Here is a 24,813-nt window from a genome sequence, read left to right as displayed (position 1 = left end):
GCCCATGCAGGCCACCCCGACGCCGCTCGCCAATCGACTGCTGATCGCGCTGCCCGCGCTCGCCGACCCCCATTTCGCGCGGAGCGTGACGCTCGTGTGCCAGCACGACGCAGAGGGCGCGATGGGCGTGGTGGTCAATCGCCCGTCCGAATACTCCCTCGGCGACGTCTTCGAGCAGATGGGCATCGAGAGCGACGACGACGAACTGAAGATCCAGGTCGTGCTGTCGGGCGGTCCCGTGCACCCCGAACGCGGGTTCGTGCTGCACGACGGCGGTGAGGGATGGGATTCGACGATGCAGATCGGCGACGGGCTCTACGTCACAACGTCGCGCGACATCCTCGAAGCGATGGCCGCGGGCGCGGGCCCGAAGAACGTCATCGTCGCCCTGGGTTGCGCGGGCTGGGGCGCCGGCCAGCTCGAGAACGAACTCACGGAAGACAGCTGGCTGCTGGTGCCGATGGACCCGGGCCTGCTGTTCGCCACGCCGATCGAATCGCGCTGGCGCGCAGCCGCCGGCAGCATCGGCGTGAACCTCGCGCAGCTGGCTGACTACAGCGGGCACGCCTGATGCGACTCGACGGCACCGTACTCGGGTTCGATGTGGGCGCGCGGCGCATCGGCGTTGCCGTGGGTAGCGCGTTCGGCAGTGGCGCACGTGCGCTCGCGGTGATCGACGTGCATGCCAACGGCCCCGACTGGGCCGCCATCGACCGCCTGCGCGCCGAATGGCGTCCCGATGGCCTCGTCGTCGGCGATCCGATGACGATGGACGGCGGCGACCAGCCGATCCGCCGCCGCGCGCACCAGTTCGCGCGCGAACTGCACGCACGCTACCGCTTGCCGGTGGTGCTCGTCGACGAACGCGCCAGTTCCATCGAAGCCGCGCAACGCTTCGCCGCCGACCGCGCCGAAGGCCGCAAGAAGCGCCGCGATGCCGCCGCGCTCGACGCCGTGGCCGCCGCCGTGATCATCGAACGCTGGCTCGCCGCGCCGCAGGATGCGATCCGCGTCGACGACAGCGTCGAAATGCTGCCCAACGGCAGCGCACCCACACTCACATCCAGCGGAGCCGCCGAGTGACCGTTGCCCAGGTGGATGCGCAGGGACGCCTGCGCCATTTCCTCACGCTCGAAGGCCTGCCGCGCACGGTGCTCGTGCGCCTGCTCGACCTCGCGCAAAGTTTCGACGACCGCCGCGGAGATACTTCGCTGCGCAGCACGCTCGTCGGCCGCACGGTGTGCACGCTGTTCTTCGAGCCCTCGACGCGCACGCGCTCGAGTTTCCAGATCGCCGCGCAACGCCTGGGCGCCGACGTGCTGACGTTCGACGCCTCGACCTCCTCGACGAGCAAGGGCGAAACCGCGCGCGACACGATGCGCACGCTCGAAGCGATGGGCGTACACGGGTTCGTCGTGCGCCACAAGGAAGACGGCGCGGTCGCCGCGCTCGCCGCGCAGGCGCGCCCCGGCACCGCGCTGGTCAACGCCGGCGACGGCCGCATCGCGCATCCGACGCAGGGCCTGCTCGACATGCTCACGCTGCGCCAGGCGAAGGGCACGGATTTCTCGAAACTGAAAGTCGCCATCGTCGGCGACGTGAAGCATTCGCGCGTCGCGCGAACGGACCTGCACGCGCTGCGCACGCTCGGCACCGGCGAAATCCGCGTGTGCGGCCCGCAGTCGTTGCTGCCGACGGACGCCACGCTCGAAGGCTGCACGGTGACGCAGGATTTCGACGCGGCGCTCGACGGCGTCGACGCGATCATGATGCTGCGCCTGCAGCGCGAGCGGATGGAAGAAGGCCTCGTCGGTTCGCTCACCGACTACCACCGCGACTACGGCCTGACCGCCACGCGCCTGCGCCGCGCGGCGCCGGATGCCGTGGTGCTGCATCCGGGGCCGATGAACCGCGGCGTGGAAATCGACGACGACGTCGCCGATGGCCCGCAATCGCTCATCCTGCGCCAGGTCGCGAACGGCGTGGCCGCGCGCATGGCCGTGCTGGAAGTGTTGCTGGGCGCCTGATCGTCAGTTCGACGCGCCGGCGGGATCCTGGCGGTCGATCCACGCCAGTTCGTCCTTCGCCAGCTGGTTGCCCGGTTCGACTTCGAGCGAACGTCGATACGCCGCGCGTGCGTCGTTCCAACGCCCGAGCTCGCTCGACTGGAATCCGACGCCGCGCCACGCCATCGCCAGCACGGGCTTGTCGCCGGAGGCGGTCGCCAGGTCGATCGCTTCGCGATACTGCACGAGCGCTTCCTCGCGGCGCTGCAACTGGCCGAGGACGAAACCGTGCTCGTTGTGCGGATCGGCCCACAGCGGCGCCCATTCGCTCGCCTGGCGGATGCGGGCGAGCGCGCCATCGAAGTCTTTCGCTTCGACGGCCAGGTAGGCGGAATCGGTGGCGGCGCGCGGGCAGACCATGTCCAGCCACTCGGTGGGCGTGCCGTCGGCGGTCCGTGCCGCGGCGCGCACGTACTCGTCCGCGTCGTGCGCGGCGATCACGCGCAGGCCGGGGCGTGCATAGCCCTCGCAGGCGGCGAGGATCTTCGCGAACGTCCGCGCCGCTTCGTCCGTGCGCTGTGCGTCCATCGCATCCTTGGCTGCGTTGTAATCCTCGCGCCATTGCTTGCCGAGCGCTTCCTGTGCGTCGCGCAGCGCGTAGTACGTGGTGGTCGTGCTGATCGAGTCGGGATCGACCGCCGCCGGATCCTGCGCATGCGCGGACGTGGCCAACAGCAGTGACAGCAATACGATGGTGCGCATCCGGCGTCGCCTCCCCAGGCGGTTGAGTCCCTGATTCTACGGACGACGAAGCGCAACGGGGTCGTTCCCGCTCCCTTCGGCACAGGGGGCCGGGGGAGAGCGCAACGTCAGCGCAGCAGTACGAGCGTCGCCAATCCCAGGAATGCGAGGAACCCCATCACGTCGGTGACCGTGGTGAGGATCACGCCGCCGGCAAGTGCGGGATCGAAGCCCATGCGCTTCAACGTCAGCGGGACGATCACGCCGGCGCTCGCGGCGAAGACCAGGTTGATGGTGAGCGCCGAGGCGATGACCAGCGAGAGCACGGCGTCGCCGAACCAGAAGTAGACGATCGCGCCGAGCACGATGCCCAGGCTCAGGCCGTTCATCAACGCCACGCGCAGCTCCTTCCACAGCAGGACCTGCACGTTCGATGCGCCGACCTGGCCGAGCGCCAGCCCGCGCACCATCAGCGCGAGCACCTGCGTGCCCGCGTTGCCGCCCATGCCCGCGACGATGGGCATCAGCACGGCGAGGGCGACGATCTTCTCGATGGTGCCTTCGAACTGGCCGACGACGCTCGCGGCGAGGAACGCCGTGCCGAGGTTGATCGACAGCCACAGCAGGCGGCGGCGGAAGGCGCGGCGCACGGGCGAGAAGAGGTCTTCGTCTTCGTCGAGGCCCGCGGCGCCGAGCACCTGGTGTTCGGCCTGTTCGCGGATGATGTCGACGACGTCGTCGATGGTGATGCGGCCGAGCAGGATGTTGTTGTCGTCGACGACGGGCGCACTGATCCAGTCGTGGTCGGAGAACTGGCGCGCGACTTCTTCCGACGACTCGTCCACGCCGATGGCGGGTTGTTCGTCGTCGATCAGCTGGTTGATCGCGGTGCCGGGCTCGTGCGTGAGCAGCGACTGCAACGCGATGCGCCCGAGGTACTGATGGCGACGGCTGACCACGTACAGATGGTCGGTGTGGTCCGGCAATTCGCCGCGCAGGCGCAGGTAACGCAGGACGACGTCGACCGTGGTGTCGGTGCGCACCGTCACCACGTCGGGGTTCATCAGGCGGCCGGCCGTGTCCTCGTCGTAGGACAGCACCTGCTCCAGGCGCTCGCGGTTCTCGCGGTCCATCGACTTGAGGACTTCGTCGATGACGGTGTCCGGCAAGTCTTCGACCAGGTCCGCGAGGTCGTCGATGTCGAGGTCCTCGACGGCCGCGACGATTTCGTCGGGGTCCATCTCGGCCAGCAGGCTTTCGCGCACGTCGTCGCCGACGTGGACCAGCACTTCACCGTCGTCCTCGGGATCGACCAGGCCCCACACCACCGTGCGCTTGGCGGGCGGGAGGGATTCGAGGAGGTTGCCGATCTCGGCAGGGGAGAGCGTGTTGACGAGGCGCCGCACGGGCCCGAGGCGGCCGCTGTCGAGCGCGTCCGATAGCAGACGCAGCTGTCGCGCGGTCTTCTCGTGGCGGATCGCTTCGGCCATGCGGTACTTCCGTTGGCGGCGCCGCGCACGTGGCGCGACAGGGGTCAGGCGTTCATGGCGCGAATTATGGCCTGTGCGGCATGAAGCCGCCTACCCCTGCAAGGAAGTCCGCTTGTTTGCGTGCGCTGCGTCAACCCTTCGGTTCGGGCAGGTCGATGGCGTACAACCAGCGACCGTCGGGCTGGCGACGCAGGACTTCGCGCGAGGTGCCTTCCATTTCGAGCGCACCGTGGATGCGCCAGCGCGTGGAGACGAAGGCCAGGCCGTCGTGCTCGAGGACATCGATGTGGGTGGTTTCCATCACCGCGCCGGGCGCGATGAAGCCCTTCAGCGCATCGCGGATCGCATCGCGCCCGTGGACGGGGGCGGAGTCGCCGACGCGGAGCAGCGCCTGGGGTTCGAACAGGGCGACGAGGCCTTCGATGTCGCCCGCGGCGTACAGCGTGTTGAATCGGGACGCCATGTCTTCCGGATGCATGACGGCGCCGGCGGCCGGGGCCTTGTCGTTGGCGAATGCAGGCGCGCACGCCATCGCAAGGATCAGCCAGAAGGCAGTGAGGAATCGACGTTGCATGGCCGCGCTCCGGGAAAGGAAAGCGCCAGTGTCGCCGCTGCGCTCAGTGCGAGGCCGTCAGCCATTGCTCGATCTGGTTGCGATCCTTCGCGCGCAGCAATGCGGGGGCCCGCGCACGCAAAGCGGACAGATCGCAATTGCGGATCGCGCGCCGCAGTTCCAGGAGCGTGTTCGGATGCAGGCTGAACTCGCCCAGTCCGAGGGCGAGCAGCAAGGGCGCGTAGGTCGCATCGCCCGCCATTTCGCCGCACACAGCCACGGGTTTGCCGCGCTTGTGCGCGTTGCGGATGATGTCGTGCAGCAGCCGGATCAGCGCCGGGTGCATCGGCGTATAGATCTCGCCGAGCGCCTCGTTGTTGCGGTCGGCGGCGAGCAGGTACTGGATGAGGTCGTTGGTGCCGACCGACAGGAAATCCACCGCGCCGATGAAGGAGGGCAGGGCGATCGCCGCGGCCGGCACTTCGATCATCGCGCCGAGCGGGATCACGTCGGCGACTTCGTGTCCCTCGCGCCGCACCTCCGCCAGCACCTTGCGCAACATGCGCTTGACCGAGAGGACTTCCTCGCGGCTGCTGATCATCGGTACCAGCACGCGCACGGGGCCGTAGCCCGACGCGCGCACGATCGCGCGCAGCTGCGTGCGGAACAACGGTTCGCGCGAGAGCGACAGGCGCACGCCGCGCAGGCCGAGCGCGGGATTGGGTTCGCCTTCGAGCACCAGGCCGCTGCGGTCGGCCTTGTCGGCGCCGAGGTCGAGCGTGCGGATGGTGACCGTGCGGCCCGTCATGCCGAGCACGACGTCTCGATAGGCGCGGAATTGTTCCTCTTCGTCCGGCACTTCGGTGCGCTGGAGGAACAGGAACTCGGTGCGGTACAGGCCGACGCCCGCGGCGCCGAGAGCGTGCGCTTCGGCGACGTCGGCGCGCGATTCGGCGTTGGCCCACAGTTTCACGTCGACGCCATCCGTGGTGCGCGTGGGTTCGCGGCGCAGGCGATTGAGCTGGCGGCGCTCGCGGACCTGGTCGCGCATGCGCGCGCGGTGGCCACGCAGGTCTTCGGCATTGGGTTCGAGGACGACCAGGCCGCTGGTGCCGTCGACGGCGAGCACGTCGCCGTCGTTGACCTTCATCAACGCTTGCGCTGCACCGACCACCAGCGGCACGTGCAGGCTGCGGGCGAGGATCGCGCTGTGCGACAACGCGCTGCCGCCCGCGGTGACCACCGCCATCACGCCTTGCGCCTGCAATTGCGCGAGTTCGGCCGGCGCGATGTTGTCGGTGACGAGGATGTCGCCCGCCAGGCCTTCGACCGGCGTCGCGCTCCGGTGCAGCGCGACGTGGATGCGGCCGATCACCTGGTCGATGTCGTCGATGCGGCTGCGCAGGTACGCGTCGTCCATCTGCGTGAACACGCTGGCGATGCGGTCGCGTTGCAGGCGCAGCGCGTAGTCGGCGGTGTAACGGCCGGCGCGGATCAGGTCATCCAGGCCCTGCAGCAATTCGGGGTCGTCGAGCAGCAGGGCGTGCAGGTCGAGGAATTCGCCGACTTCCTGCGCGAGTGCGCCATGCAGGCGCTGGCGCAGGACGCGCATTTCCTCGCGCACGATGTCGATGGCGGCGTGCAGGCGTTGCAGCTCGCCTTCGACGGCATCGGCCTCGACGTGTTCCTCGCGGACGTCCAGCACATGCGGCAAGCGGACCCGTGCGCGGCCGAGCGCGCTGCCGCGCGACGCGCCGTGACCGGGCAGGACCTGCCGCATCAGCCGCCCTCGTCGAAGAGCCGCTCGAACAGGTCCGCCACCGCGGCCGCCGCTTCGGCTTCGTCGTCGCCGTCGACGCGCAACACCACCGGCGTGCCCTGGCCCGCGGCCAGCAACATCACGCCCATGATGCTCTTGGCATTCACTTCGCGGCCTTTCGCCGCGATGGTCGCGCCGCAGCGATACGAGGACAGCAATTGCACGAGCTTGGCCGTGGCCCGTGCGTGCAGGCCCAGCTTGTTGGCGACCAGGAGCTCGCGCTCGATCATGCAGTCCTCTGTGCGTCGATGTCAGGCGTCATCATGGATCACGCCGTTGCGTGCGCCCGCCGCGGCGACGCTGGGAAGTTCGTCGAGATCCATTTCTGCGTAATTCATCACACGCAGCAGCATGGGCAGGCTCAATGCGGACACGCGGCGCACGGGCGTGCCGATGCGCGCGAGCTTGGCCGCAAGGTTGCTCGGGGTCGCGCCGTACAGGTCGGTCAGCACCAGCACGCCCTGTCCGCCGTCGACGCGGCGCAAGGCCGCGCTCGCCAATGGCAACAGTGCGTCGGGGTCCGCGTCGAACGGGACCTCGAAGGCCTCGGTCTTCAGCGGCAACTGGCGCAGCAGGCGCGTGGCGACGGCCAGCAAGCCCGAGCCGACGCCTTCGTGGGTGATGAGCAGGATGCCGACGGTCATGGCGGCAGGTTAGTGCAAGTCAGTCCAGCTCGCGATGGTGCACCGCAACCTCGGCCCACCCGCGCTCGCGGCAATGGCGCGCGAGGCGTTCGGCCAGGTACACCGAACGATGCCGCCCGCCCGTGCAGCCGAAGGCCACGGTGACGTAACTGCGCGTGTCCGATTGCAGGCGTGGCAACCAGGTATCGAGGAAGTGCTCGATTTCGCCGGCGTACTGCGCCACCTCGGGTTGCGATTCGAGGTAGTCGCCCACGTCCTTGTCGCGGCCGGACAGCGGGCGCAGGCGCGCGTCCCAATGCGGGTTGGGCAGGCAGCGCGCGTCGAAGACGAAGTCCGCGTCCGGCGGCACGCCGCGCCGGTAGGCGAAGGATTCGAACAACAACGACAGGCTCGAGGCTTCGCCCAGGCCGAACTCGGTGATCACCACGCGGCGCAGCTTGTGCACGTTGAGGTGGCTGGTATCGAGCACGACATCGGCGATCTGCCGCAGTGGCTTGAGCGCCTGCCGCTCCAGACCGATCGCATCGGCGAGCGCGAGACCGAGATGGCTGAGAGGATGGCGGCGGCGCGTGTCGGCGTAGCGACGCAGCAGCACGTCGTCTTCGGCATCGAAGAAAATGAGTTTCGGATCGAGCCCGAGCCCGCCGACTTCCGACAGCACGTCCGGAATGATGTTGAGGTCGCCGCCGCTGCGTACGTCCAGGCCGACGGCGAGTTTCTCCGGCTGCATTTCGCCGCGCGTCACGCGCCGGACGAATTCCGGCAGCAAGTCGGCGGGCAAATTGTCGACGCAATAGAACCCGAGGTCTTCGAGCGTGTTGAGCGCCACCGACTTGCCCGAACCGGACATGCCGCTGACGATCATCAGGCTCGGCACCGGCGGCGCGGGCGGGGCGGGCGGTGCGGGAGGCGGCGTCGTGTTCACGGCGTCAGCTGGATCGTTCGAGGAAATGGGAATGGCGCGCCATGAAGGCGGCCGCGGGGTCCACGCCCTTCGCGCGCAGGATGTGCGCGCGCGTGGCGGCTTCGGCGAGCACGGCGAGGTTGCGGCCGGGCATCACGGGCAGGGTGATCTGCGGGACGTCGAGATCGAGCACGCGGCGGATGCTGAGGTCCCCGGTGATGCGTTCCAGGCCCGCGGCCTGCGGTTCGAGGTGCGGCTTGGTCAGGTGCACGATCAGGCGCAGGTATTTGTTCCGCTTCACCGCGGTGTCGCCGAACATCTGGCGCACGTTGAGCACGCCCAGGCCGCGCACTTCCAGCAGATCCTGCAGCAACTCCGGGCACGTGCCGTCGAGCACGTCGGGCGCGATCTGCGTGAACTCCGGCGCATCGTCGGCGACCAGGCGGTGCCCGCGCGTCACCAGTTCCAGCGCCAGTTCGCTCTTGCCCGATCCCGATTCGCCGGTGATCAGCACGCCGATCGAGTAAATCTCCATGAACACGCCGTGCAACGTCACGCGCGGCGCGAGCGTGCGCGCCAGGTGGTATTGCAGGTGGTTCAACAACTCATGGCCACGGCGCGGCGACAACCACAGCGGCGTACTCGATTCCTCGGCGGCGTCGATCAGGTCTTCGGGAACGCGTTGTTCCTTGCTGATCACCAGCGCGAGCGGGCGCGACTGCATGATGCGTTCGATCACTTCCCAGCGATTGCGCGAATCCAGGCCGTCCAGCCATTGCAGTTCCTCGGTCCCGAGGATCTGCACCTTGTTGGGATAGATGATGTTGAGGTAACCGGCGAGCGACGGCCGGCGCGCGACAGTCTCGACCGATTCCAGCACGCGCGTCGCGCCGGATTGGCCGGCGACCCACCGCAGGCCCAGGCGTTGCTGGTGCAGGTCGAACAATTCCTGCGCCGCGATCCGCTGCGTCATCGGGCGCGCACCGCTTCGGCCGGCGCGTGCGCCCCGTCGAGGAGCACTTGCCGCAATGTCGCGGCATCCGGCGCTGCGCGCAGCGCGTCGCGAAAACCCGCGTCCGCGAATTGCTCGGCGATCTGCGCAAGCAATTGCAGGTGTTCCTGCGTGAAATGCTCCGGCACGGCCATCGCGAACACCAGGTCGACCGGCTCGCCGTCGCTGGCGTCGAAATCGATCGGCTCGCGCAACCGCAGGAATGCGGCGCGTGCATGGTCGAAGGCGTTGGTCCGGCCGTGCGGGATGGCGATGCCGTGGCCGATCGCGGTGCTGCCCAGGCGCTCCCGCTTGCGCAGGCTTTCGGCGATCGCCTGCGTGTTGGCAGGCGATGCGTCGGACAGCAATCGCGCGGCGGCGTCGAGCACGCCGTCGCGGTCCCCGGCTTCGACGAGCAGGACGACGCGGTCGGCGGATAGCAGCGACTGGAACGGCATCGTCTCCCCCTCGAAGATGCGTTGCGGGTGTCAGCCGCCGCGCGCGGCGTCCCCGCCGCGGTGCGAATCGATGATCTTTTCTTTGTGCTTCATCAACAGGCGATCGAGCTTGTCGGCGAGCAGGTCGATCGCGGCGTACATGTTCTGGGCGGTCGCATCGGCGTGCAAGGTGCGACCGGCGATATTCACGTTGGCCTCGGCGCAATGGTCGGTGCGCTCCAGGCTGAGTTGCGTGCGGACATCGATCGGCTGGTCGAAGTGTCGGGAGAGCCGCTGGAGCTTGGTTTCGACGTAGTCGCGCAGGGCAGGCGTGACTTCGAGCTGCTGGCCGTAGGTGTCGATGCGCATCGCGGACCTCCTTTGCTCACTTCGGATGGACAGGATACGCCCGGCGGCCGTGAGGGGAAGATGGTCGGCCGCAAGGCTGGGACTTAACCGATTCGCAGGCGGTCCTGCGACGAGGGGATGCTCATGGCCTCCCGGTACTTGGCCACGGTGCGCCGTGCGACCGGCACGCCGGAGGCCTTGAGGGTTTCCGCCAGGCGGGCGTCCGACATCGGCTTGCGCGGGTCCTCGCCCTCGACCAGGCGGCGGATCATGGCCTGGATGGCGGTGCTCGAGGCCTCGCCGCCAGTGCCGGTCTCGATGCCCGATGCGAAGAACGCGCGCAGCGGGATCGTGCCGCGCGGCGTGCGCACGTACTTGCGCGCGATGGCGCGCGAGATGGTGGATTCGTGAAGCCCCACTTCGCCGGCGACTTCGCGCAGCGTCAGCGGCCGCAACGCCTGGTCGCCGAATTCGAGGAACGCCGACTGCTGCCGCAACAGGCAGCGCATCACCTTGAGCAAGGTATCGCCGCGCGCTTCGAGCGACTTGAGCAGCCAGCGCGCTTCCTGCAGGCGGCCGCGCAGGTAGATCGCGTCGTTCTCGCTCGCCGAGCGGATCATGCGTTCGTATCCGCGATGGATCGAGATGCGTGGCCGCGCGCCGGCGGCGAGCGCGACGCGCCACTGGCCCTGCTGCCGCCACACGACGCAATCGGGCGTCACGTACGTATCGGCCGACAGGCCGCCCATCTGCGCGCCGGGGCGCGGTTCGAGCGAACGCAGCACGTGCACGGCGAGTTCGATGTCTTCGTGCGAACGATGCAGTTCGTTCGCAAGGCCGGCCACGCCGATGCGCGGCAGGCGTTCGAGCGGGCCGTCGGCCATCTTCTTTGCAAGATCGCGGCCGGGCGTGCCCTCGGGCAGCAGCGCGAGCTGGATCTGCAGGCATTCGTTGAGCGTGCGCGCGCCCACGCCCGGCGGATCGAACCGCTGCACCTGGTGCAGCACCGTCAGGATTTCGTTGTCCTGCGCGTTGATGTCGGGGCGCAGGCTGTCGGCGACCGCTTCGATGGTCTCGCGCAGGTAGCCGTCGTCGTCGATCGCTTCGATGATCGCCACGCCGATCATGCGATCGCGCTGCGACAGGTGACTCAGGTGCAACTGCCACAACAGGTGGTCGTGCAGCGTTTCGGCTTCGGCCACTTGTTCGGCGAGCGGTTCGTCGTCGCTGTCGGCGGGGCCGATGCGTTCGTACCACGGCTCGTCGCCATCCCAGGGCGAGGCGTCGGCAGGCGGTGCGTCGTCGTGGTCGGCGCCATTGCCGCTGCCGTTGGCGCCATCGCCCGGAAGGGTGTCGATGGGCGTGGGGTCTTCCCAGTCCAGCAGCGGGTTGCTCTCCACCGCGCTGGCGATCTCGATTTCCAGTTCCGCGGTCGACAGCTGCAACAGGCGAATGGCCTGACGCAACTGCGGCGTCATGACCAGGTGCTGTCCCAGCGATGTCTGGAGGCGGGGCTTCATGTCGAGTCCAACGCTGCCGGTGGGAACCGACGGCCGGGACGCGACGGACCTACAGGCGGAATGCTTCGCCGAGGTACACGCGGCGGACGTCGGGGTTCGCCAGCAGCGCGTCCGGCGCCCCCTGCGCGAGCACGCTGCCTTCGTTGAGGATATACGCCCGGTCGCAGATGCCCAAGGTCTCCCGCACGTTGTGATCCGTGATGAGCACCCCGATCCCGCGCGATTTCAGGTGACGGACGATGCGCTGGATCTCGCCGACGGAGATCGGATCGACGCCGGCGAAGGGTTCGTCGAGCAGCATCAGGCGGGGCTTGCCGGCCAGTGCGCGGGCGATTTCGACGCGTCGCCGCTCGCCGCCGGAGAGGCTGGCGCCCATCTGGCCGGCGACGTGGCCGATCTGCAGTTCCTCGAGCAGCGAGTCGAGTTCGCGCTCGCGGCCGTTGGCGTCGAGGTCTTCGCGCAACTCCAGCACCAGGCGGATGTTGTCGGCGACCGACAATTTGCGGAACACCGAGGGTTCCTGCGGCAGGTAGCCGACGCCCAGCTTGGCGCGCGTGTACATCGGCTCGCCGGAGATGTCCTGGCCGTCGAGCACGATCTGCCCGGCATCGGCCGGCACCAGGCCGACGATCATGTAGAAGCAGGTGGTCTTGCCCGCGCCGTTGGGGCCGAGCAGGCCGACGACTTCGCCGGCGTCGAGGGTCAGGCCGAAATCGCGGACGACCGCGCGCGTGCGATAGGACTTGCGCAGCCCTTGCGCGAGCAGCATCAGCGACTGCCCTGTTGCGCGCCCTTCGGCACGAACTGCATCTTCACGCGGCCCTTGCCTTCGCCGGTGCCCTGCACCTGGCCGGAACGCATGTTGTACGCAATGCGCCCACCGGCGATGTTGCCGCGACCGGGCTGGTCGATCAGCGCATCGCCGGTGAAGACGACGGTGTCGGTGGCCATGTCGTAATCGACGTTCTGCGCGCGCGCGTTGATCTTGGAACCGTCGTCCAGTTCCTGCGTCAGCTGCACCGGGCTGCCGGTGAACTGCACGCGGCGGATGTCGCCGTTGGCGCGATGGATCACGGCGCGCCCTGCGCGGATGACCATCGTGCCCTGCGTGATGTGCACGTCGCCCGTGAGAATGCACTGGCCGGTGTCGCTCACCGAGCAATCGCTGCCGCCGGCCTCGACGTTCATCGGCTGGCTGCGGTCCGAGGTGCGCGCGCCCGCGAAGGCGGCCACGCCCAGGAGCAGCAGCGCGGACCAGCGGAGCGAATCAATGCGACGGGACATAACGGGCCTTTACGTTCGACGAGAAGCGGACGCGCTTGCTGTCGAGCCGCGCATCCATGCCTTGACCCCGCAGTATAGAGCCCGGTTGCTCCACCGTGACCGTCCCCGGCGAGGTGGCCCGGTTCGCGTCCGGGAATATGTTCATGCGCTCGGTGGTGATCGTCACGCGGCGTTGGGCCGCGCTGGCCGTCTTCGCGTTCACGGCCCCGAGCAACCGGACTTCGTCGCCATCGGCGCTCACCCAGCCGGTGTTCGAACGCACTTCCCAGCCGGCTTCGCGCGTGGGCGCCTGGCCTGCCGCGGGTGCGACGGGGATGTAGAAGATGGGCGTCTGGATGGTCATCGTTTTGTCGCCGGGGCTGCGCGTGAGCTTCGGCGCCTTCAGCGTGAAGGACTCGCGGCCCTGCTTGTCGAGGACCACGGCTTCGAAATCCGTGAGCACGTAATCGGAGCGCCCGTTGTCGGCCTTGCCGCCGCGATCCCGCGGACGATGCTCCCACGCGGACCAGCCGGTCACGGCGGCGGCCACCAGCAGGGCGATCAGCAGCAGGCCGCGCTTGCTCATTGCGGTTGTTCCGCCCGCGCGCCGATGCCCGTGACGTGCGCGATTTCATCGAGCAGCGATTCGGCGTGGCCTTGCGCGGCGAGGATCAGGTCGCACACTTCGCGCGCCGCGCCTTCGCCACCGCGCGCATGCGTGCGCCAGTGCACGCGGTCGCGCATCCACGGATGCGCCTGCGCCGGCGCCACGGACAGGCCGCATTGCTGCATCACGCGCAGGTCCACGAGGTCGTCGCCCATGAAGCAGACTTCATCGAGCGACAGTCCCATGCGCTTTGCGATGCCTTCGACGCACGCGAGCTTGTCGCGCACGCCGATGTGCGATTCCACGCCCAGCTCGTTCGCACGGCGCTCGGCGGCCGCGCTGGCGCGCGCGGTGACGAACGCCACCGCGATGCCCTTGCGCTGCAGGAACTTCAGGCCCAGCCCGTCGAACACGTGGAACGCCTTCGATTCGTTGCCGTCGCCGTCGATGATGAGCCGACCGTCGGTGAGCGTGCCGTCGACGTCGAAGCAGGCCAGGCGGATGCGCCTGGCACGGTCGCGGATATCGGCCGGGTAGTCGTTGAGGTGCGAGTAATTCATGTCACACCACCCGGGCGCGGAGGAGGTCGTGGATGTTCAGCGCGCCCACGACACGGTGGTCGTCATCGACGACGAGCAGGGCGTTGATCTTGTATTGCTCCATCAGTTGCGCGGCTTCCACCGCCAGCGCTTCGGCGCCGATGACCTTCGGCGATTTCGTCATCACCGTGGCGATGGGCGTCGAGCGCAGGTCGATGCGGGCATCGTCGAGCGTACGGCGCAGGTCGCCGTCGGTGTAGAGGCCCAGCAGCTTGCCGTCGGCATCGACCACCGCGCTCATGCCCAGGCGCTTGCGGCTCATTTCGACGAGGGTTTCGCTGAGCGTCGCGGTTTCGCGCACGCGGGGCACCTCGTCGCCGGCGTGCATCACGTCGCGGATATGGAGCAGCAATCGGCGGCCCAATGCACCGGCCGGATGCGAACGCGCGAAGTCTTCGGCCGTGAAGCCGCGTGCTTCGAGCAGCGCGACGGCGAGCGCATCGCCGAGCGCGAGCGCGGCGGTGGTGCTGGCTGTCGGCGCGAGCGCGAGCGGGCAGGCCTCAAGGGGCACGCTGGCATCCAGGTGCACGTCGGCTTCGCGCGCGAGCGACGAACCGGGGCGGCCCGTCATCGCGATCAGCAGGTTGCCCTGGCGCTTGAGCCCGGGCAGCACGGTGAGCAGCTCGTCGCTTTCCCCGCTGTAGGAGAGCGCGAGCACGATGTCGGCGTCGGTGATCATGCCCAGGTCGCCATGGGCGGCTTCGCCCGGATGCACGAAGAAACTCGGCGTGCCGGTGGAGGCGAGCGTGGCCGCGATCTTGCGCGCGACGTGCCCCGACTTGCCCATCCCCGTGCACACCACGCGGCCCTTGCAGGCGAGCATCGCCCGGCAGGCATCGGTGAACGCACCGTCGAGCCGGGCCGCGATGGCTTCGAGGCCCTGGACCTCGATGGCGATGACGCGGCGGCCGCTGGCGGCGAAGTCGAAGCCGGAGGCGGCGGCAGGCTGGAGCGGGGAGGGAGTCGCCATGGATGCGGATGCTCCGGGGCAGGCGGAAGACCGGGGTGGCGTTCCGCTAAACTGGAGGACGCAGTTTACAGGACCACCCCCGACATGAACGCCGACACCATCCGCCAGATGATCGAGCAAGGCCTGCCCGGCGCGCGCGCGCAGGTGCAGGGCGATGACGGCGTGCATTTCGAAGCAACGGTCGTGTCCGAACGATTCCTCGGCAAGTTGCCGCTCGCCCGCCACCGCATGGTGTACGCCACGCTCGGCGACCGCATGGGCGGCGAGATCCACGCGCTGGCCCTCAAGACGCTCACGCCCGACGAGGCGAACGCCTGACATGCAGAAGATCCAGATCGAGGGCGGCGCGCCGCTCAACGGCGACGTGCAGATTTCCGGTGCGAAGAACGCCGTGCTGCCGATCCTGTGCGCGACGCTGCTTGCCGACGAACCCGTGGAAATCAGCAACGTCCCCCATCTCCATGACGTGGTGACCACGGCGAAGTTGCTGGCGGGCCTCGGCGCGGAGCTCACCATCGACCAAGGCACGATCGGCAAGGGCAGCGAGAGCGGGATCGTCGTCGATCCGCGCAGCGTCAACAGCCACGTCGCGCCTTACGAGCTCGTCAAGACGATGCGCGCCTCCGTGCTGGTGCTCGGGCCGTTGCTCGCGAAGTACGGTGCGGCCGAAGTGTCGTTGCCCGGCGGTTGCGCGATCGGTTCGCGCCCGGTGGATCTGCACATCAAGGGCATGCAGGCACTCGGCGCGGAGATCAGCGTCGACCATGGTTTCATCAAGGCCCGCGCGGATCGCCTGAAGGGTAATCGCGTCGTGTTCGACATGGTCAGCGTCGGCGCGACCGAGAACGTGCTGATGGCCGCGGCGCTCGCGCAGGGCACCTCCGTGCTCGAAAACGCGGCGATGGAGCCGGAGATCGTCGATCTCGCCGATTGCCTCAACGCGATGGGCGCGCAGATCGAAGGCGCGGGCAGCAATCGCATCGTGGTGCACGGTGTCGAGCGCTTGCATGGCGCCAAGCACGCGGTGGTCGCCGATCGCATCGAGACCGGGACGTTCCTCGTCGCCGGTGCGATGACGGGCGGGCGCATCACGGCACGCCGCACGCGTCCGGAGACACTGGATGCGGTGCTGGAAAAGTTGATGCAGGCCGGGGCGCAGATCGAGGTCGAGGGGGATCGCATCACGCTCGACATGAAGGGCAATCGGCCGAAGGCGGTGAACATCACCACGGCGCCGCACCCGGCGTTCCCGACCGACATGCAGGCGCAGTTCATGGCGCTCAACTGCATCGCCGAAGGCGTGGGCGTGATCAACGAGACGATCTTCGAGAATCGTTTCATGCACGTGCAGGAGTTGTTGCGCCTGGGCGCGGACATCCGCGTCGAAGGCCATACGGCGATCGTGCGTGGTGTCGAGCAGTTGAGCGGCGCGCCGGTGATGGCAACGGACCTGCGCGCGTCTGCGTCGCTGATCCTCGCCGGCCTGGTGGCCGATGGCGAAACGCTGATCGACCGCATCTACCACCTGGACCGCGGCTACGAGAACATCGAAGAAAAGCTTTCGGGGCTCGGGGCGCGGATCAAGCGCGTCGGCTGACGCGCGAGGAGGTTCCATGTGCAGGAACATCAAGACGCTCTACAACTTCGAGCCGCCGGCCACGCACGACGAGATCCGCGCTTCGGCATTGCAGTTCGTGCGCAAGCTCAGCGGGTTCAACGCGCCGTCGAAGGCCAACGAGGCAGCGTTCGAACTGGCGGTGAAGCAGGTGAGCGATGCGGCCCGGACGCTCATCGATTCCCTGACGACGATCAGTCCGCCGAAGAATCGCGAGGTCGAGCGGAGCAAGGCCGCGGTTTTGTCGGCGAAGCGCTTCGGCAAGCCTGCATGAAGAAAGCCCCGCGATCGCGGGGCTTTTTCGATCATTTCATCGACTTCAACTGCAAGTCGACTTCATCCTCGCCGTTCTTGCGTTGCAGGATTCGCGCCGGGGCCGGCAGGCCTTCGACGATCCACACAAGCGTCTGCTTGTTGCCATCGGTGCGTTGCACCTTCGTGGCTTGCTGCGACTTGCCGGCGACGGTGATCGTTTCCTTGCCGGCGACGGTGTAGACCATGTCCTTCGCGCGGCCGTCGTCGACCATGCGGTAGCGCAGCGGCTTGCCGGCGGCGACGTCGCGTGCGATGGCGAGGTTCACCAGCATCGCGTCGAGGTCGCCGGGCTTGAGTTCGACGGGGCCGGCGCGGTCGGCCTTCACGTCGCCGCTCCACGTCGCCACGCCCTTGCCCCAGTCGTACTGTGCGTTCTTCGAGACGCGCTTGATCAGCACCGACGAGTTGTCGCTGCCGGAGAGCGGGCGCCACTGGCCGCCGTTCTCTTCGAACGTGGTCACCTGGCTCAGCGTGGCCAGGCTGCTCTGGATGCGGAGCGTGTACTTCCACTGCGCGCCGGTCTGGGCGAGCTGCATGTGCGCCGCGCCTTCCATGCCCATGTAGTTGGCGGTGTATTCGGCGTTGAACGGCTTCAGCGACGGCGCGGCCGCGAGCGCGGGCACGGTGGCCATCGCGATGAACGCGGTCGCGGCGAAGGCTTTGCGGATCAGGGTGGAACGCATCGGCAGGTTTCCTATTGGTACGCGACCAGTTGCAGTTCGATTTGCCCGTCATCGTCGTGTTGCACGATGCGGATCGGCGTCGGGACGGATTCGACGACCCAGAAGGTGGTGGCATTCCCGCCGCCGCGCACGCGCTCCACGCGCAGCGCCGCATAGGCGAGGTCATCGACGACCTGGGGTTCGCGCGCCGCGGCGACACGGTATTCCTGGTCGCGCGCGCGGCCGTCGTCGACGAACCGGTAGTGCAGGGTGGCGCCCGGGACGGCGTCGCGCAACACCGCCAGGTTGATCAGCAGCGCGTTCATGTCCCCGGCCTGGAGCGCCACGGGGGCGCGGCGCGTCTTCTTCACATCGCCGGTCCACTGCGCGAGGTTGCGCGACCAATCGTAGGTGCCGGTGATCTGCTTGCGGCTGAAGAGCGCTCTGCGCACGGTGCTCTGGCTCAGGGGGCGCAGGGCGCCGTCGGTTTCCTCGAAGACGGTGCTTTGCTGGAGGTCGAGGTTGGCCAGCGACATCAGGCCGTGCGTAGCTTCGATGCGCAGGTCGATCCGCCAGCGGGCGTTGGGCACCGATACCAGTTCCAGCGTCGCGTCCCCCAGCGGCTTGCCGCCGCGGAAGACCGCGTAGCGGGCGCTGAAGGGGAACAGGGCGCGGTCCGGCGGTTGCGGCAGGACGATGGCCCCCGCAGGCGCGGCGCTCGACGGCGACGCCGGCGCTTGTTGCGCGGCGACCGGACAGGCGCGCGCGACCGCGGCCAGGGCGGCAACCAGCAGGAGCGAAGCGACGGTTTTCACCGGGTCGGCAGGGCCAGGCAGTCGGGATCGGCGGAATCTAAGGTCAGCGGGGCCAACAGGGGATGACCGTCGAAGGTGACGCTGTCGCCCTGTTCAGCGATCCGCCCGGCGACGGCCAGCCGCACGACTTGCACGAGCAGCGGGTGTTCGACGGCCAGCACGCGCTCGGCCAGCGCGTCGGGCGTGTCGCCCGCCAGGATCGGAACCCGCGCCTGCGCGACCACCGCGCCCGCATCGAGTTCGGGGCTGACGAAATGGACGCTCGCGCCGTGTTCGGCCGCGCCGTCGGCGAGGGCGCGCGCATGCGTCTTCAAACCGCGATACGCCGGCAGGAGCGATGGATGGATGTTCAGCAAGCGGCCGCGGAAGCGTGCGACGAAGCGTTCGTCGAGCAACCGCAGGTAGCCGGCGCACACGACCCAATCGGGGCGCACCGCATCGAGTGCATCGGCCAGTTCGGCATCGAATTCCGCGCGCGGCGAGTACGCCTTCGCATCGCGGCTCCAGCGCAATTCCACCGGCACGCGTTCGAGCGCGGGCGCGTGCAGGCGATCGGAAAACACGCCGACGATGTCCGCATCGAGCGTGCGCGCGGTGATCGCATCGAGCAACGCCTGCAGGTTGCTGCCGCGTCCGGATGCGAGGACTGCGATCCGACGCACGCGGCGATCAACCGATGCGTACGCGTTCCGCGCCGCCCGCCGGCACGACCTGGCCGATCGCGCGGTGCGGCAGGCCGAGGCGTTGCAGATCGGCGGAAACGGCGGCGACGTCATCCTGCGCGAGCACCAGCACGAAGCCGACGCCGCAGTTGAACGTGCGCCACATTTCTTCGCGCGGCACCGCGCCTTCGCGTTGCAGCCAGTCGAACACCGGCGGCAACACGATGGTGGACGCATCGATCTCCAGGCCCAGGCCGTCCGGGATCACGCGGATGATGTTCTCGGTCAGGCCGCCGCCGGTGATGTGCGCCATCGCGTGCAGATCGTGCTTTCCGAGCAGTTCGAGGATCGGCTTGACGTACAACTGCGTCGGCGCCATCAGCGCATCGACGAGATTCACGCCGCCGACGTCGAGCTCCGCGGGACGGCCCGCGCGGTCGTAGATGCGGCGCACGAGCGAGTAACCGTTGGAGTGCGGGCCCGACGACGCGATGCCGAGCAGCACGTCGCCGGCGCGCACCTTCGCGCCGTCGAGGATCTTCGACTTCTCGACCGCCGCCACGCAGAAGCCGGCGAGGTCGTATTCGCCCGGCGGATACATGTCGGGCATCTCGGCGGTTTCGCCGCCGATCAATGCGCAGCCGGAGAGTTCGCAGCCCTTCGCGATGCCGCCGACGACCGCGACGGTCGTGTCGACATCGAGCTTGCCGGTGGCGAAGTAGTCGAGGAAGAACAGCGGTTCGGCGCCCTGCACGAGCACGTCGTTGACGCACATCGCGACGAGGTCGATCCCGATGGTGTCGTGGCGGTTGAGCTGTTGCGCGAGCTTGAGCTTGGTGCCCACGCCGTCGGTGCCGGAGACCAGCACCGGTTCCTTGTACTTGCCCGACAGGTCGAACAACGCGCCGAAGCCGCCCAGGCCGCCCATCACCTCGGGGCGGAAGCTGCGCTTGACCAGCGGCTTGATGCGTTCGACGACTTCGTTGCCCGCGTCGATATCGACGCCGGCGTCCCGATAGGTGAGGGGAGTGGGGGTGGTCACGCGGGTGGCCGTTGGGCGCCGGAAGCGGCGAGGGACGGGATTTTAGCAGGCCATTGGAACCCTCCGGGTTGGCGCGATGGGCGCGCCTGCGGCACCATGCAGGCATCGCGCAGGCAAGGATGGATCGATGCAGCAGGCATTCCGCATGGGCAAAGCGTTTCTGAGCGTGGCCGTTCTGTGGCTCGCGTTCGGCACCGCCTTCGCGCAGCGCACGGAAGGCGACGTCGTCGCCGGCGCGCGCGGGCTCTACGAGGCCGAGGTGAAGGTCAACAGCCAGGGCGAGTCGGAGCGCAATTCGGGCTTTGCGCGTGCGATGACCATCGTGCTGGGCAAGATCACGGGCGATCGGTCGGCGGCCAGCCGCCCGGGCGTGGGCCAGGAACTGCGCCGCGCCAAGGACTTCGTGAAGAGCTACGACTACAAGCAGGACGAAGGCCGCTCGACCACCGGCGCGCCGACGTTCAACACGACGCTGGTCGTGCGTTTCGACCCCGATGAAATCGACGCCATCGCCGCCACGCTCGGCCTGCCGGTGTGGGCCGAACCGCGCCCGAAGCCCGTGTTGTGGCTGGCGATCGACGACGGCCGCGGCCCGCGCCTGGTCGCGCTCGCGCAGACCAACGCGGCGCGCGCGGTGCTCGACCGCGCGCAGGAACGCGGCTATCGCCTCGGCCTGCCCTCGGGCAGCGCCGCGGAGCAAGCGGCCGTCGGCGCCATCTGGCGCGGCGATACCGCCGCCGTCGCGCGCGCGTCCTCGCGCTACAGCCCGCCGATGCAGTTGATCGGCAAGCTCTACCGCGCCAAGGGCGGCGGCTGGACCGCGGACTGGACGTTCGTCGATTCGGGCAAGGTGCTGTCGACCTGGACCTCGACGCAGCCCGACGCGCGCCGCGCGATGGCCACCGGCGCCGACGGCGCGGCGGACGCGCTCTCGCGCAAGTACGCCAAGCGCAGCACCGCCGCGGGCGAGGCCGGCCGCTACACCGTGCAGATCGACGGCGTGCGCAACGCCGGCGACTACATCCGTCTGATGTCGTACCTGCAAGGGTTGCCGGTCGTGCGCGGCATGGCACCTGTGCGCGCCGCGCCCGAGGGCTTGCTCGTCGAGCTCGACCTCATCACCGGCCTGCCTGGCCTGCGCAACGTGGTCGCCAAGGGCGACGTGCTGCTGGCCGAAGCCGACCAACCCGTCCTGCACCTGCGCTGATGGACACCGTCCTGTCGCCCTTCGCGCGCCGCATCCAGTGGGCGGGGATCATCCTGATCGCCTGCCTCGTGATCTGGCTGCTCGCGCCGATCCTCACGCCGTTCGTGTTCGCCGCGATGCTCGGCTGGCTCGGCGATCCCACGGTCGATCGCCTGCAGAAGCGCGGTTGGTCGCGGCATACGGCGGTGGTCATCGTGTTCTGCGCGATGGCCGTCGTCGTGCTGGTCGCGCTGCTGTTGCTGGTGCCGCTGATGGAGCGCCAGATCGTCACGCTGGTCGAATCGCTGCCGCGCTATCGCGACTGGTTCATCGGCACGGTGCTGCCGTGGTTCGAGCGCCACACCGGCCTGGACCTGATGGCATGGCTGGATCCGGATCGCCTGTTCCAGCTCGTGCGCGAACATTGGGAACGCGCCGGCGGCGTCGCCGCGACGGTGCTGGGCTATCTGTCGCGTTCGGGCCTGGCCTTCATCGGCTGGATCGCGAACATCGTGCTCGTGCCGTTCCTGACGTTCTACTTCCTGCGCGACTGGGACGTGCTGAAGGAGCGCGTCGCCGCACTCGTGCCGCGCGACCACATCGAAACGGTCACCCGCCTTGCGAAGGAATCCGACCAGGTGCTCGGCGCATTCCTGCGCGGTCAGTTCAGCGTGATGGTGATGCTCGGCGTGTTGTATGCAGTGGGCCTGTGGGGCGTGGGCCTCGATCTCGGATTGCTGATCGGGTTGATCGCGGGCCTGGTGAGCTTCGTGCCATACCTCGGGCCGGCGAGCGGCGTGGTGCTCGGCGTGATCGCCGCGCTCGTGCAGTACGGCGACTGGAAGCACGTCGCGCTGGTGCTCGGCGTGTTCGGCATCGGCCAGGTGATCGAGAGCTACATCCTCACGCCGCGCCTGGTCGGCGACAAGATCGGCCTGCATCCGGTGGCCGTGATCTTCGCGATCATGGCCGGCGGGCAGTTGTTCGGGTTCCTCGGCGTGCTGCTCGCACTGCCCGTTGCCGCTGTCGCCAACGTCCTGCTCCGCTACGCGCACGATCGCTACACGCACAGCCGTCTGTTCACCGGCGATCGCCCGGGCATCGAACTCGACCCGTACGTCGATGCGGGCATCGAGTCGCCCGCCACGCCGAACGACGACCACGCCTGACCCCATGCCGGCGCCGCAACTTCCGCTGGCCCTGCGTTATCCGCCGGACCAGCGCCTCGACACATTCGTCGGTGCGCCCGACGGCGCGCTCGCGCAAGTGCGCGCACTGGCGGAAGGCGCTGCCGGTGAGTGGTTGTACGTCGCCGGGCCCGCGGGCGTGGGCAAGACGCATCTGCTGCTCGCCGCGTGCGCGATGGCCGAATCGGCGGGGCGCAGCGCCGCGTACCTGCCGCTGAAGAGCGCGGCGGGGCGCCTGCGCGATGCACTCGATGCCTTCGATGGCATGGCGCTCGTCGCGCTCGATGGGCTGGAAGCGATCGCCGGCGCGCGCGAGGACGAAGTCGCGTTGTTCGACTTCCATAACCGCGCGCGGCAATCGGGCGCGAACGTGTTGTACGCAGCGCACGCCTCCCCCGACCAGCTCGCGTTGACGCTGCCGGATTTGCGCTCGCGCCTGGCGCAATGCGCGCGCGTGGTGCTGTCGCCGCTCGACGATGACGCCCGCCGCACCGTGTTGCGTGCGCGTGCGCAGCGCCGCGGCCTGGTGCTGGAAGAAGCGGCGATGGATTGGTTGCTGCGACGTCGCGGCCGCGACCTGGCGACGTTGACGGGATTGCTCGACGAACTCGATCGCGCGTCGCTGGCGGCGCAGCGCCGCATCACCGTGCCGTTCCTGCGCGAAGTCCTACGGGACGAGTGAGGCGTCCAACTCCGCGAGGCGTTGCGGCGTACCCACATCCGTCCATCGCCCCGTGTGATGCGTCCCGCGCACCGCGTTGCGCGCCATCGCGGCGACGAGCAACGGCGGCAGCTTGAATTTCGGCGGCGACAGTTCCGCGCCTGGCGCCGCGCCGATGATCTCGCGCCAACCCTCGAACAGCGCCGCGCGATACATCGCGATGCCCGCGTAGGTCAGCTTGCGTTCGCCCTCGGGGCGCACGACGCCATCGTCCAGCAACGCATAGTCGCCGGTCGGATGCTGGGGCGGGTTGTCCACGAACACCAGGTGCGCATCGCCGTGCATCTGGCGCGGCAGTTGCGCGAAATCGAAGTCGGTCCACACATCACCGTTCACCGTCAGGAACGGCGCGTCGCCGAGCAACGGCAACGCCTTCAACATGCCGCCGCCCGTTTCCAGCGGCGTCGGACCTTCGTAACTGAAGTGCAGGCGCATGCCCCAACGGCTGCCATCGCCGAGCGCTTCGGGAAATTGTTCGGCCAACCAACTCGTGTTGACCACGACGTCCGTGACGCCGATCGCCGCCAACTTCTCCAGATGCCACACGATCAGCGGCTTGCCGCCCGCCTGCAGCAACGGTTTGGGCGTGGTGTTCGTCAACGGCCGCATGCGCTCGCCGAGGCCGGCGGCGAAGATCAATGCCTTCACGGTTCGTCGCCGGTCAGGTCGGTCCAGTGCGCATACTCTTTCAGCGCCGGCGCGACGAGCCGATCGATCATGTCGGCGAGCGGCGCGAGTTCCGGGTATTTCGGCAACACGCGGTCGAGGTAGCCGAAGAAGCGCGGCACGTCTTCGAGGTAGTGCGACTTGTTGTCGCGATGGTGCAGCCGCGCGAAGATGCCGATGACCTTCAAGTGCCGGTGCACGCCGATGAAATCGACGTCGCGTCGGAACTGTTCCAGCGACGGCACGGGCAACCCGGCGGACTGCGCACGCGCATGGTAACGATCGAGCCATTCGTCGACGCGCGCCTGCGGCCAGCTCACGAACGCATCCTTGAACAGGCACAGCGCGTCGTACGCGATGGGGCCGCGTACCGCGTCCTGGAAATCCAGCACCGCCGGGCCGTCGGGCGCGGGCATCAGGTTGCGCGGCATGAAATCGCGATGCACGAACACCTGCGGTTGCGCGAGCGCCGCATCGATCAGAACGCGGTGGATCTGGTCCAGCCGGTCCTCGTCGCTCGCACCCAGCACGACGGCAAGATGCCGCCCGAGGAACCACTCGTCGAACAGGCGGAGCTCGCGCAGCAACAAGGCCTGGTCGTACTTCGGGAAATCGTCGGGCACCGGCACTGCCTGCATCTTCAGCAACTGGTCGATCGCCGCGTCGAACAGGTCGTCGGCGTTGTCGGCGTGCAACACGTGCAGGTAGGTGTCGGGGCCGAGGTCTTCCATCACCAGGAAGCCCTGCGCGTCGTCCTCGCAGAAGATCTTCGGCACGCGCACGCCGGCGGCTTCCAGCATCGCGCGCACGCGTAGCCACGGCTTCACGTCTTCCTTGTCGGGCGGGGAGTCCATGACGATGCGGCCGGGCTCGGCGCCCAGCGTGCGCCAGTAGCTGCGGAACCCGGCGTCGGCCGACGCACGGACCAGGCCGACATTGCGGTCGCCGAGCATCTCCCGGGTCCAGGCCAGTCGCAGTTGATCGCGCGGGAGCGGTACGGGGTCCATGGCAATGTCTGCGGCGGGCGGGATCGCGAAGGGTAAACTGCCG

At 68.5% G+C, this 24,813-nt stretch carries 30 protein-coding genes and 1 pseudogene; 9 read left to right on the top strand and 22 right to left on the bottom strand.

The window, feature by feature from the left end:
• Positions 1-4 precede the first annotated feature (4 nt).
• The 3 genes and pseudogenes from LF41_RS15590 to LF41_RS15580 all read left to right on the top strand — a co-directional run bounded on the left by LF41_RS15590 (position 5) and on the right by LF41_RS15580 (position 2,027).
• On the top strand, positions 5-571 hold the full coding sequence (locus LF41_RS15590) for a YqgE/AlgH family protein (protein ID WP_036171927.1): 567 nt from the start codon (positions 5-7) through the stop codon (positions 569-571).
• Positions 571-1,005 (top strand): annotated as a pseudogene (gene ruvX / locus LF41_RS15585) (Holliday junction resolvase RuvX); the annotation flags it as partial. The gene LF41_RS15590 and the pseudogene ruvX, both read left to right, overlap by 1 nt.
• A 74-nt stretch (positions 1,006-1,079) precedes the next feature.
• Complete coding sequence (locus LF41_RS15580; protein WP_036171923.1) at positions 1,080-2,027, top strand: aspartate carbamoyltransferase catalytic subunit; 948 nt, start codon at positions 1,080-1,082, stop codon at positions 2,025-2,027.
• 3 nt (positions 2,028-2,030) lie between these two features.
• Here LF41_RS15580 and LF41_RS15575 read toward each other — a convergent pair whose 3' ends face one another.
• From LF41_RS15575 to LF41_RS15500, 16 genes are all read right to left on the bottom strand, one after another.
• Complete coding sequence (locus tag LF41_RS15575; protein WP_036171920.1) at positions 2,031-2,768, bottom strand: tetratricopeptide repeat protein; 738 nt, start codon at positions 2,766-2,768, stop codon at positions 2,031-2,033.
• A 107-nt stretch (positions 2,769-2,875) separates the two neighbouring features.
• A complete protein-coding gene (gene mgtE, locus LF41_RS15570; protein ID WP_036171916.1) occupies positions 2,876-4,237 on the bottom strand; it encodes a magnesium transporter in 1,362 nt (453 codons plus the stop codon).
• A gap of 130 nt (positions 4,238-4,367) precedes the next feature.
• Positions 4,368-4,811, bottom strand: coding sequence for a YybH family protein (locus LF41_RS15565; RefSeq protein WP_036171913.1), 444 nt, complete (start codon positions 4,809-4,811; stop codon positions 4,368-4,370).
• Between the two features lie 43 nt (positions 4,812-4,854).
• Complete coding sequence (gene ptsP / locus LF41_RS15560) at positions 4,855-6,570, bottom strand: phosphoenolpyruvate--protein phosphotransferase (protein WP_036171909.1); 1,716 nt, start codon at positions 6,568-6,570, stop codon at positions 4,855-4,857.
• Entirely contained in the window at positions 6,570-6,839 is a 270-nt protein-coding gene (locus LF41_RS15555) for an HPr family phosphocarrier protein (RefSeq protein ID WP_036171907.1), read from the bottom strand. The genes ptsP and LF41_RS15555 overlap by 1 nt, the downstream gene beginning before the upstream one ends.
• A gap of 21 nt (positions 6,840-6,860) precedes the next feature.
• On the bottom strand, positions 6,861-7,253 hold the full coding sequence (locus LF41_RS15550) for a PTS sugar transporter subunit IIA (protein ID WP_036171904.1): 393 nt from the start codon (positions 7,251-7,253) through the stop codon (positions 6,861-6,863).
• 19 nt (positions 7,254-7,272) lie between these two features.
• Entirely contained in the window at positions 7,273-8,118 is an 846-nt protein-coding gene (rapZ, locus tag LF41_RS15545; protein WP_036172086.1) for an RNase adapter RapZ, read from the bottom strand.
• 64 nt (positions 8,119-8,182) lie between these two features.
• On the bottom strand, positions 8,183-9,130 hold the full coding sequence (hprK, locus tag LF41_RS15540) for an HPr(Ser) kinase/phosphatase (RefSeq protein WP_036171901.1): 948 nt from the start codon (positions 9,128-9,130) through the stop codon (positions 8,183-8,185).
• On the bottom strand, positions 9,127-9,606 hold the full coding sequence (locus LF41_RS15535; protein ID WP_036171898.1) for a PTS sugar transporter subunit IIA: 480 nt from the start codon (positions 9,604-9,606) through the stop codon (positions 9,127-9,129). Before LF41_RS15535 ends, hprK begins: the two co-directional genes overlap by 4 nt.
• 30 nt (positions 9,607-9,636) lie before the next feature.
• Positions 9,637-9,954 carry a ribosome hibernation-promoting factor, HPF/YfiA family gene (gene hpf / locus LF41_RS15530; RefSeq protein ID WP_036171895.1) on the bottom strand — a complete coding sequence of 106 codons (318 nt, stop codon included), beginning with the start codon at positions 9,952-9,954 and terminating at the stop codon, positions 9,637-9,639.
• Between the two features lie 83 nt (positions 9,955-10,037).
• Positions 10,038-11,453: an RNA polymerase factor sigma-54 gene (locus tag LF41_RS15525; protein ID WP_036171892.1), complete on the bottom strand. Its 1,416-nt coding sequence runs from the start codon at positions 11,451-11,453 to the stop codon at positions 10,038-10,040.
• A gap of 49 nt (positions 11,454-11,502) precedes the next feature.
• Positions 11,503-12,222 (bottom strand): LPS export ABC transporter ATP-binding protein, encoded by a 720-nt coding sequence (gene lptB, locus LF41_RS15520; RefSeq protein ID WP_036171888.1) that lies wholly within the window; start codon positions 12,220-12,222, stop codon positions 11,503-11,505.
• Positions 12,222-12,737 carry a lipopolysaccharide transport periplasmic protein LptA gene (gene lptA / locus LF41_RS15515; protein WP_052116524.1) on the bottom strand — a complete coding sequence of 172 codons (516 nt, stop codon included), beginning with the start codon at positions 12,735-12,737 and terminating at the stop codon, positions 12,222-12,224. Before lptA ends, lptB begins: the two co-directional genes overlap by 1 nt.
• Positions 12,721-13,302: an LPS export ABC transporter periplasmic protein LptC gene (gene lptC, locus LF41_RS15510; protein WP_036171885.1), complete on the bottom strand. Its 582-nt coding sequence runs from the start codon at positions 13,300-13,302 to the stop codon at positions 12,721-12,723. The genes lptA and lptC overlap by 17 nt, the downstream gene beginning before the upstream one ends.
• On the bottom strand, positions 13,299-13,883 hold the full coding sequence (locus tag LF41_RS15505; protein ID WP_052116523.1) for a KdsC family phosphatase: 585 nt from the start codon (positions 13,881-13,883) through the stop codon (positions 13,299-13,301). Before LF41_RS15505 ends, lptC begins: the two co-directional genes overlap by 4 nt.
• A 1-nt stretch (position 13,884) precedes the next feature.
• A complete protein-coding gene (locus LF41_RS15500) occupies positions 13,885-14,892 on the bottom strand; it encodes a KpsF/GutQ family sugar-phosphate isomerase (protein ID WP_036171882.1) in 1,008 nt (335 codons plus the stop codon).
• A gap of 84 nt (positions 14,893-14,976) precedes the next feature.
• Between LF41_RS15500 and LF41_RS15495 the strand changes: the two genes are divergently transcribed.
• Genes LF41_RS15495 through LF41_RS15485 form a run of 3 tightly spaced genes read left to right on the top strand, consistent with a single transcriptional unit; the run spans position 14,977 to position 16,781 of the window.
• Complete coding sequence (locus LF41_RS15495; RefSeq protein ID WP_036171879.1) at positions 14,977-15,210, top strand: BolA family protein; 234 nt, start codon at positions 14,977-14,979, stop codon at positions 15,208-15,210.
• Between the two features lies 1 nt (position 15,211).
• A complete protein-coding gene (murA, locus tag LF41_RS15490) occupies positions 15,212-16,489 on the top strand; it encodes a UDP-N-acetylglucosamine 1-carboxyvinyltransferase (RefSeq protein WP_036171876.1) in 1,278 nt (425 codons plus the stop codon).
• Between the two features lie 16 nt (positions 16,490-16,505).
• Positions 16,506-16,781 carry a DUF2277 domain-containing protein gene (locus LF41_RS15485; RefSeq protein WP_036171873.1) on the top strand — a complete coding sequence of 92 codons (276 nt, stop codon included), beginning with the start codon at positions 16,506-16,508 and terminating at the stop codon, positions 16,779-16,781.
• Between the two features lie 31 nt (positions 16,782-16,812).
• On the opposite strand, the gene LF41_RS15480 is transcribed toward LF41_RS15485, so the two are convergent.
• The 4 genes from LF41_RS15480 to purM are packed head-to-tail and all read right to left on the bottom strand — an operon-like array spanning position 16,813 to position 20,003.
• Positions 16,813-17,505 carry a DUF3108 domain-containing protein gene (locus LF41_RS15480; RefSeq protein ID WP_036171870.1) on the bottom strand — a complete coding sequence of 231 codons (693 nt, stop codon included), beginning with the start codon at positions 17,503-17,505 and terminating at the stop codon, positions 16,813-16,815.
• 11 nt (positions 17,506-17,516) lie between these two features.
• On the bottom strand, positions 17,517-18,299 hold the full coding sequence (locus LF41_RS15475) for a DUF3108 domain-containing protein (protein ID WP_036171867.1): 783 nt from the start codon (positions 18,297-18,299) through the stop codon (positions 17,517-17,519).
• A complete protein-coding gene (gene purN / locus LF41_RS15470) occupies positions 18,296-18,961 on the bottom strand; it encodes a phosphoribosylglycinamide formyltransferase (RefSeq protein ID WP_036171864.1) in 666 nt (221 codons plus the stop codon). Before purN ends, LF41_RS15475 begins: the two co-directional genes overlap by 4 nt.
• A 7-nt stretch (positions 18,962-18,968) precedes the next feature.
• Positions 18,969-20,003, bottom strand: a complete 1,035-nt coding sequence (purM, locus tag LF41_RS15465) for a phosphoribosylformylglycinamidine cyclo-ligase (RefSeq protein ID WP_036171861.1) — start codon at positions 20,001-20,003, stop codon at positions 18,969-18,971.
• 127 nt (positions 20,004-20,130) lie between these two features.
• On the opposite strand from purM, the gene LF41_RS15460 reads away from it, so the two are divergent.
• The 3 genes from LF41_RS15460 to hda are packed head-to-tail and all read left to right on the top strand — an operon-like array spanning position 20,131 to position 23,058.
• Positions 20,131-21,210 (top strand): DUF2066 domain-containing protein, encoded by a 1,080-nt coding sequence (locus tag LF41_RS15460; RefSeq protein ID WP_052116522.1) that lies wholly within the window; start codon positions 20,131-20,133, stop codon positions 21,208-21,210.
• Positions 21,210-22,358: an AI-2E family transporter gene (locus tag LF41_RS15455; protein WP_052116521.1), complete on the top strand. Its 1,149-nt coding sequence runs from the start codon at positions 21,210-21,212 to the stop codon at positions 22,356-22,358. The genes LF41_RS15460 and LF41_RS15455 overlap by 1 nt, the downstream gene beginning before the upstream one ends.
• A gap of 4 nt (positions 22,359-22,362) precedes the next feature.
• A complete protein-coding gene (hda, locus tag LF41_RS15450) occupies positions 22,363-23,058 on the top strand; it encodes a DnaA regulatory inactivator Hda (protein ID WP_036171858.1) in 696 nt (231 codons plus the stop codon).
• On the opposite strand, the gene murU is transcribed toward hda, so the two are convergent.
• The gene (gene murU, locus LF41_RS15445) at positions 23,044-23,745 is read right to left on the bottom strand and encodes an N-acetylmuramate alpha-1-phosphate uridylyltransferase MurU (protein ID WP_036171854.1); all 702 of its coding nucleotides are present in this window, start codon (positions 23,743-23,745) and stop codon (positions 23,044-23,046) included. The two genes, hda and murU, sit on opposite strands and share 15 nt — an antisense overlap.
• Positions 23,742-24,770 carry an aminoglycoside phosphotransferase family protein gene (locus tag LF41_RS15440; RefSeq protein WP_036171851.1) on the bottom strand — a complete coding sequence of 343 codons (1,029 nt, stop codon included), beginning with the start codon at positions 24,768-24,770 and terminating at the stop codon, positions 23,742-23,744. The genes murU and LF41_RS15440 overlap by 4 nt, the downstream gene beginning before the upstream one ends.
• Between the last annotated feature and the right edge of the window lie 43 nt (positions 24,771-24,813).

It is taken from the genome of Lysobacter dokdonensis DS-58, assembly GCF_000770795.1.
Taxonomy (GTDB): Bacteria; Pseudomonadota; Gammaproteobacteria; order Xanthomonadales; family Xanthomonadaceae; genus Noviluteimonas; species Noviluteimonas dokdonensis.
This window is presented reverse-complemented; position numbering and strand designations above follow the sequence as displayed.

What these genes read in the sequence shown, in the direction of transcription:
- lptA (WP_052116524.1), bottom strand. Translation starts at nt 12,737, where the DNA reads ATGTCCCGTCGCATTGATTCGCTCCGCTGGTCCGCGCTGCTGCTCCTG.
- hprK (WP_036171901.1), bottom strand. Translation starts at nt 9,130, where the DNA reads ATGACGCAGCGGATCGCGGCGCAGGAATTGTTCGACCTGCACCAGCAA.
- ptsP (WP_036171909.1), bottom strand. Translation starts at nt 6,570, where the DNA reads ATGCGGCAGGTCCTGCCCGGTCACGGCGCGTCGCGCGGCAGCGCGCTC.
- LF41_RS15590 (WP_036171927.1), top strand. Translation starts at nt 5, where the DNA reads ATGCAGGCCACCCCGACGCCGCTCGCCAATCGACTGCTGATCGCGCTG.
- lptC (WP_036171885.1), bottom strand. Translation starts at nt 13,302, where the DNA reads ATGAGCAAGCGCGGCCTGCTGCTGATCGCCCTGCTGGTGGCCGCCGCC.
- LF41_RS15535 (WP_036171898.1), bottom strand. Translation starts at nt 9,606, where the DNA reads ATGCCGTTCCAGTCGCTGCTATCCGCCGACCGCGTCGTCCTGCTCGTC.
- mgtE (WP_036171916.1), bottom strand. Translation starts at nt 4,237, where the DNA reads ATGGCCGAAGCGATCCGCCACGAGAAGACCGCGCGACAGCTGCGTCTG.
- LF41_RS15455 (WP_052116521.1), top strand. Translation starts at nt 21,210, where the DNA reads ATGGACACCGTCCTGTCGCCCTTCGCGCGCCGCATCCAGTGGGCGGGG.
- murA (WP_036171876.1), top strand. Translation starts at nt 15,212, where the DNA reads ATGCAGAAGATCCAGATCGAGGGCGGCGCGCCGCTCAACGGCGACGTG.
- LF41_RS15500 (WP_036171882.1), bottom strand. Translation starts at nt 14,892, where the DNA reads ATGGCGACTCCCTCCCCGCTCCAGCCTGCCGCCGCCTCCGGCTTCGAC.
- LF41_RS15480 (WP_036171870.1), bottom strand. Translation starts at nt 17,505, where the DNA reads ATGCGTTCCACCCTGATCCGCAAAGCCTTCGCCGCGACCGCGTTCATC.
- LF41_RS15460 (WP_052116522.1), top strand. Translation starts at nt 20,131, where the DNA reads ATGCAGCAGGCATTCCGCATGGGCAAAGCGTTTCTGAGCGTGGCCGTT.
- LF41_RS15575 (WP_036171920.1), bottom strand. Translation starts at nt 2,768, where the DNA reads ATGCGCACCATCGTATTGCTGTCACTGCTGTTGGCCACGTCCGCGCAT.
- LF41_RS15505 (WP_052116523.1), bottom strand. Translation starts at nt 13,883, where the DNA reads ATGAATTACTCGCACCTCAACGACTACCCGGCCGATATCCGCGACCGT.
- rapZ (WP_036172086.1), bottom strand. Translation starts at nt 8,118, where the DNA reads ATGATCGTCAGCGGCATGTCCGGTTCGGGCAAGTCGGTGGCGCTCAAC.
- lptB (WP_036171888.1), bottom strand. Translation starts at nt 12,222, where the DNA reads ATGCTGCTCGCGCAAGGGCTGCGCAAGTCCTATCGCACGCGCGCGGTC.
- LF41_RS15565 (WP_036171913.1), bottom strand. Translation starts at nt 4,811, where the DNA reads ATGCAACGTCGATTCCTCACTGCCTTCTGGCTGATCCTTGCGATGGCG.
- LF41_RS15525 (WP_036171892.1), bottom strand. Translation starts at nt 11,453, where the DNA reads ATGAAGCCCCGCCTCCAGACATCGCTGGGACAGCACCTGGTCATGACG.
- LF41_RS15495 (WP_036171879.1), top strand. Translation starts at nt 14,977, where the DNA reads ATGAACGCCGACACCATCCGCCAGATGATCGAGCAAGGCCTGCCCGGC.
- hpf (WP_036171895.1), bottom strand. Translation starts at nt 9,954, where the DNA reads ATGCGCATCGACACCTACGGCCAGCAGCTCGAAGTCACGCCTGCCCTG.
- LF41_RS15440 (WP_036171851.1), bottom strand. Translation starts at nt 24,770, where the DNA reads ATGGACCCCGTACCGCTCCCGCGCGATCAACTGCGACTGGCCTGGACC.
- LF41_RS15555 (WP_036171907.1), bottom strand. Translation starts at nt 6,839, where the DNA reads ATGATCGAGCGCGAGCTCCTGGTCGCCAACAAGCTGGGCCTGCACGCA.
- hda (WP_036171858.1), top strand. Translation starts at nt 22,363, where the DNA reads ATGCCGGCGCCGCAACTTCCGCTGGCCCTGCGTTATCCGCCGGACCAG.
- LF41_RS15550 (WP_036171904.1), bottom strand. Translation starts at nt 7,253, where the DNA reads ATGACCGTCGGCATCCTGCTCATCACCCACGAAGGCGTCGGCTCGGGC.
- LF41_RS15485 (WP_036171873.1), top strand. Translation starts at nt 16,506, where the DNA reads ATGTGCAGGAACATCAAGACGCTCTACAACTTCGAGCCGCCGGCCACG.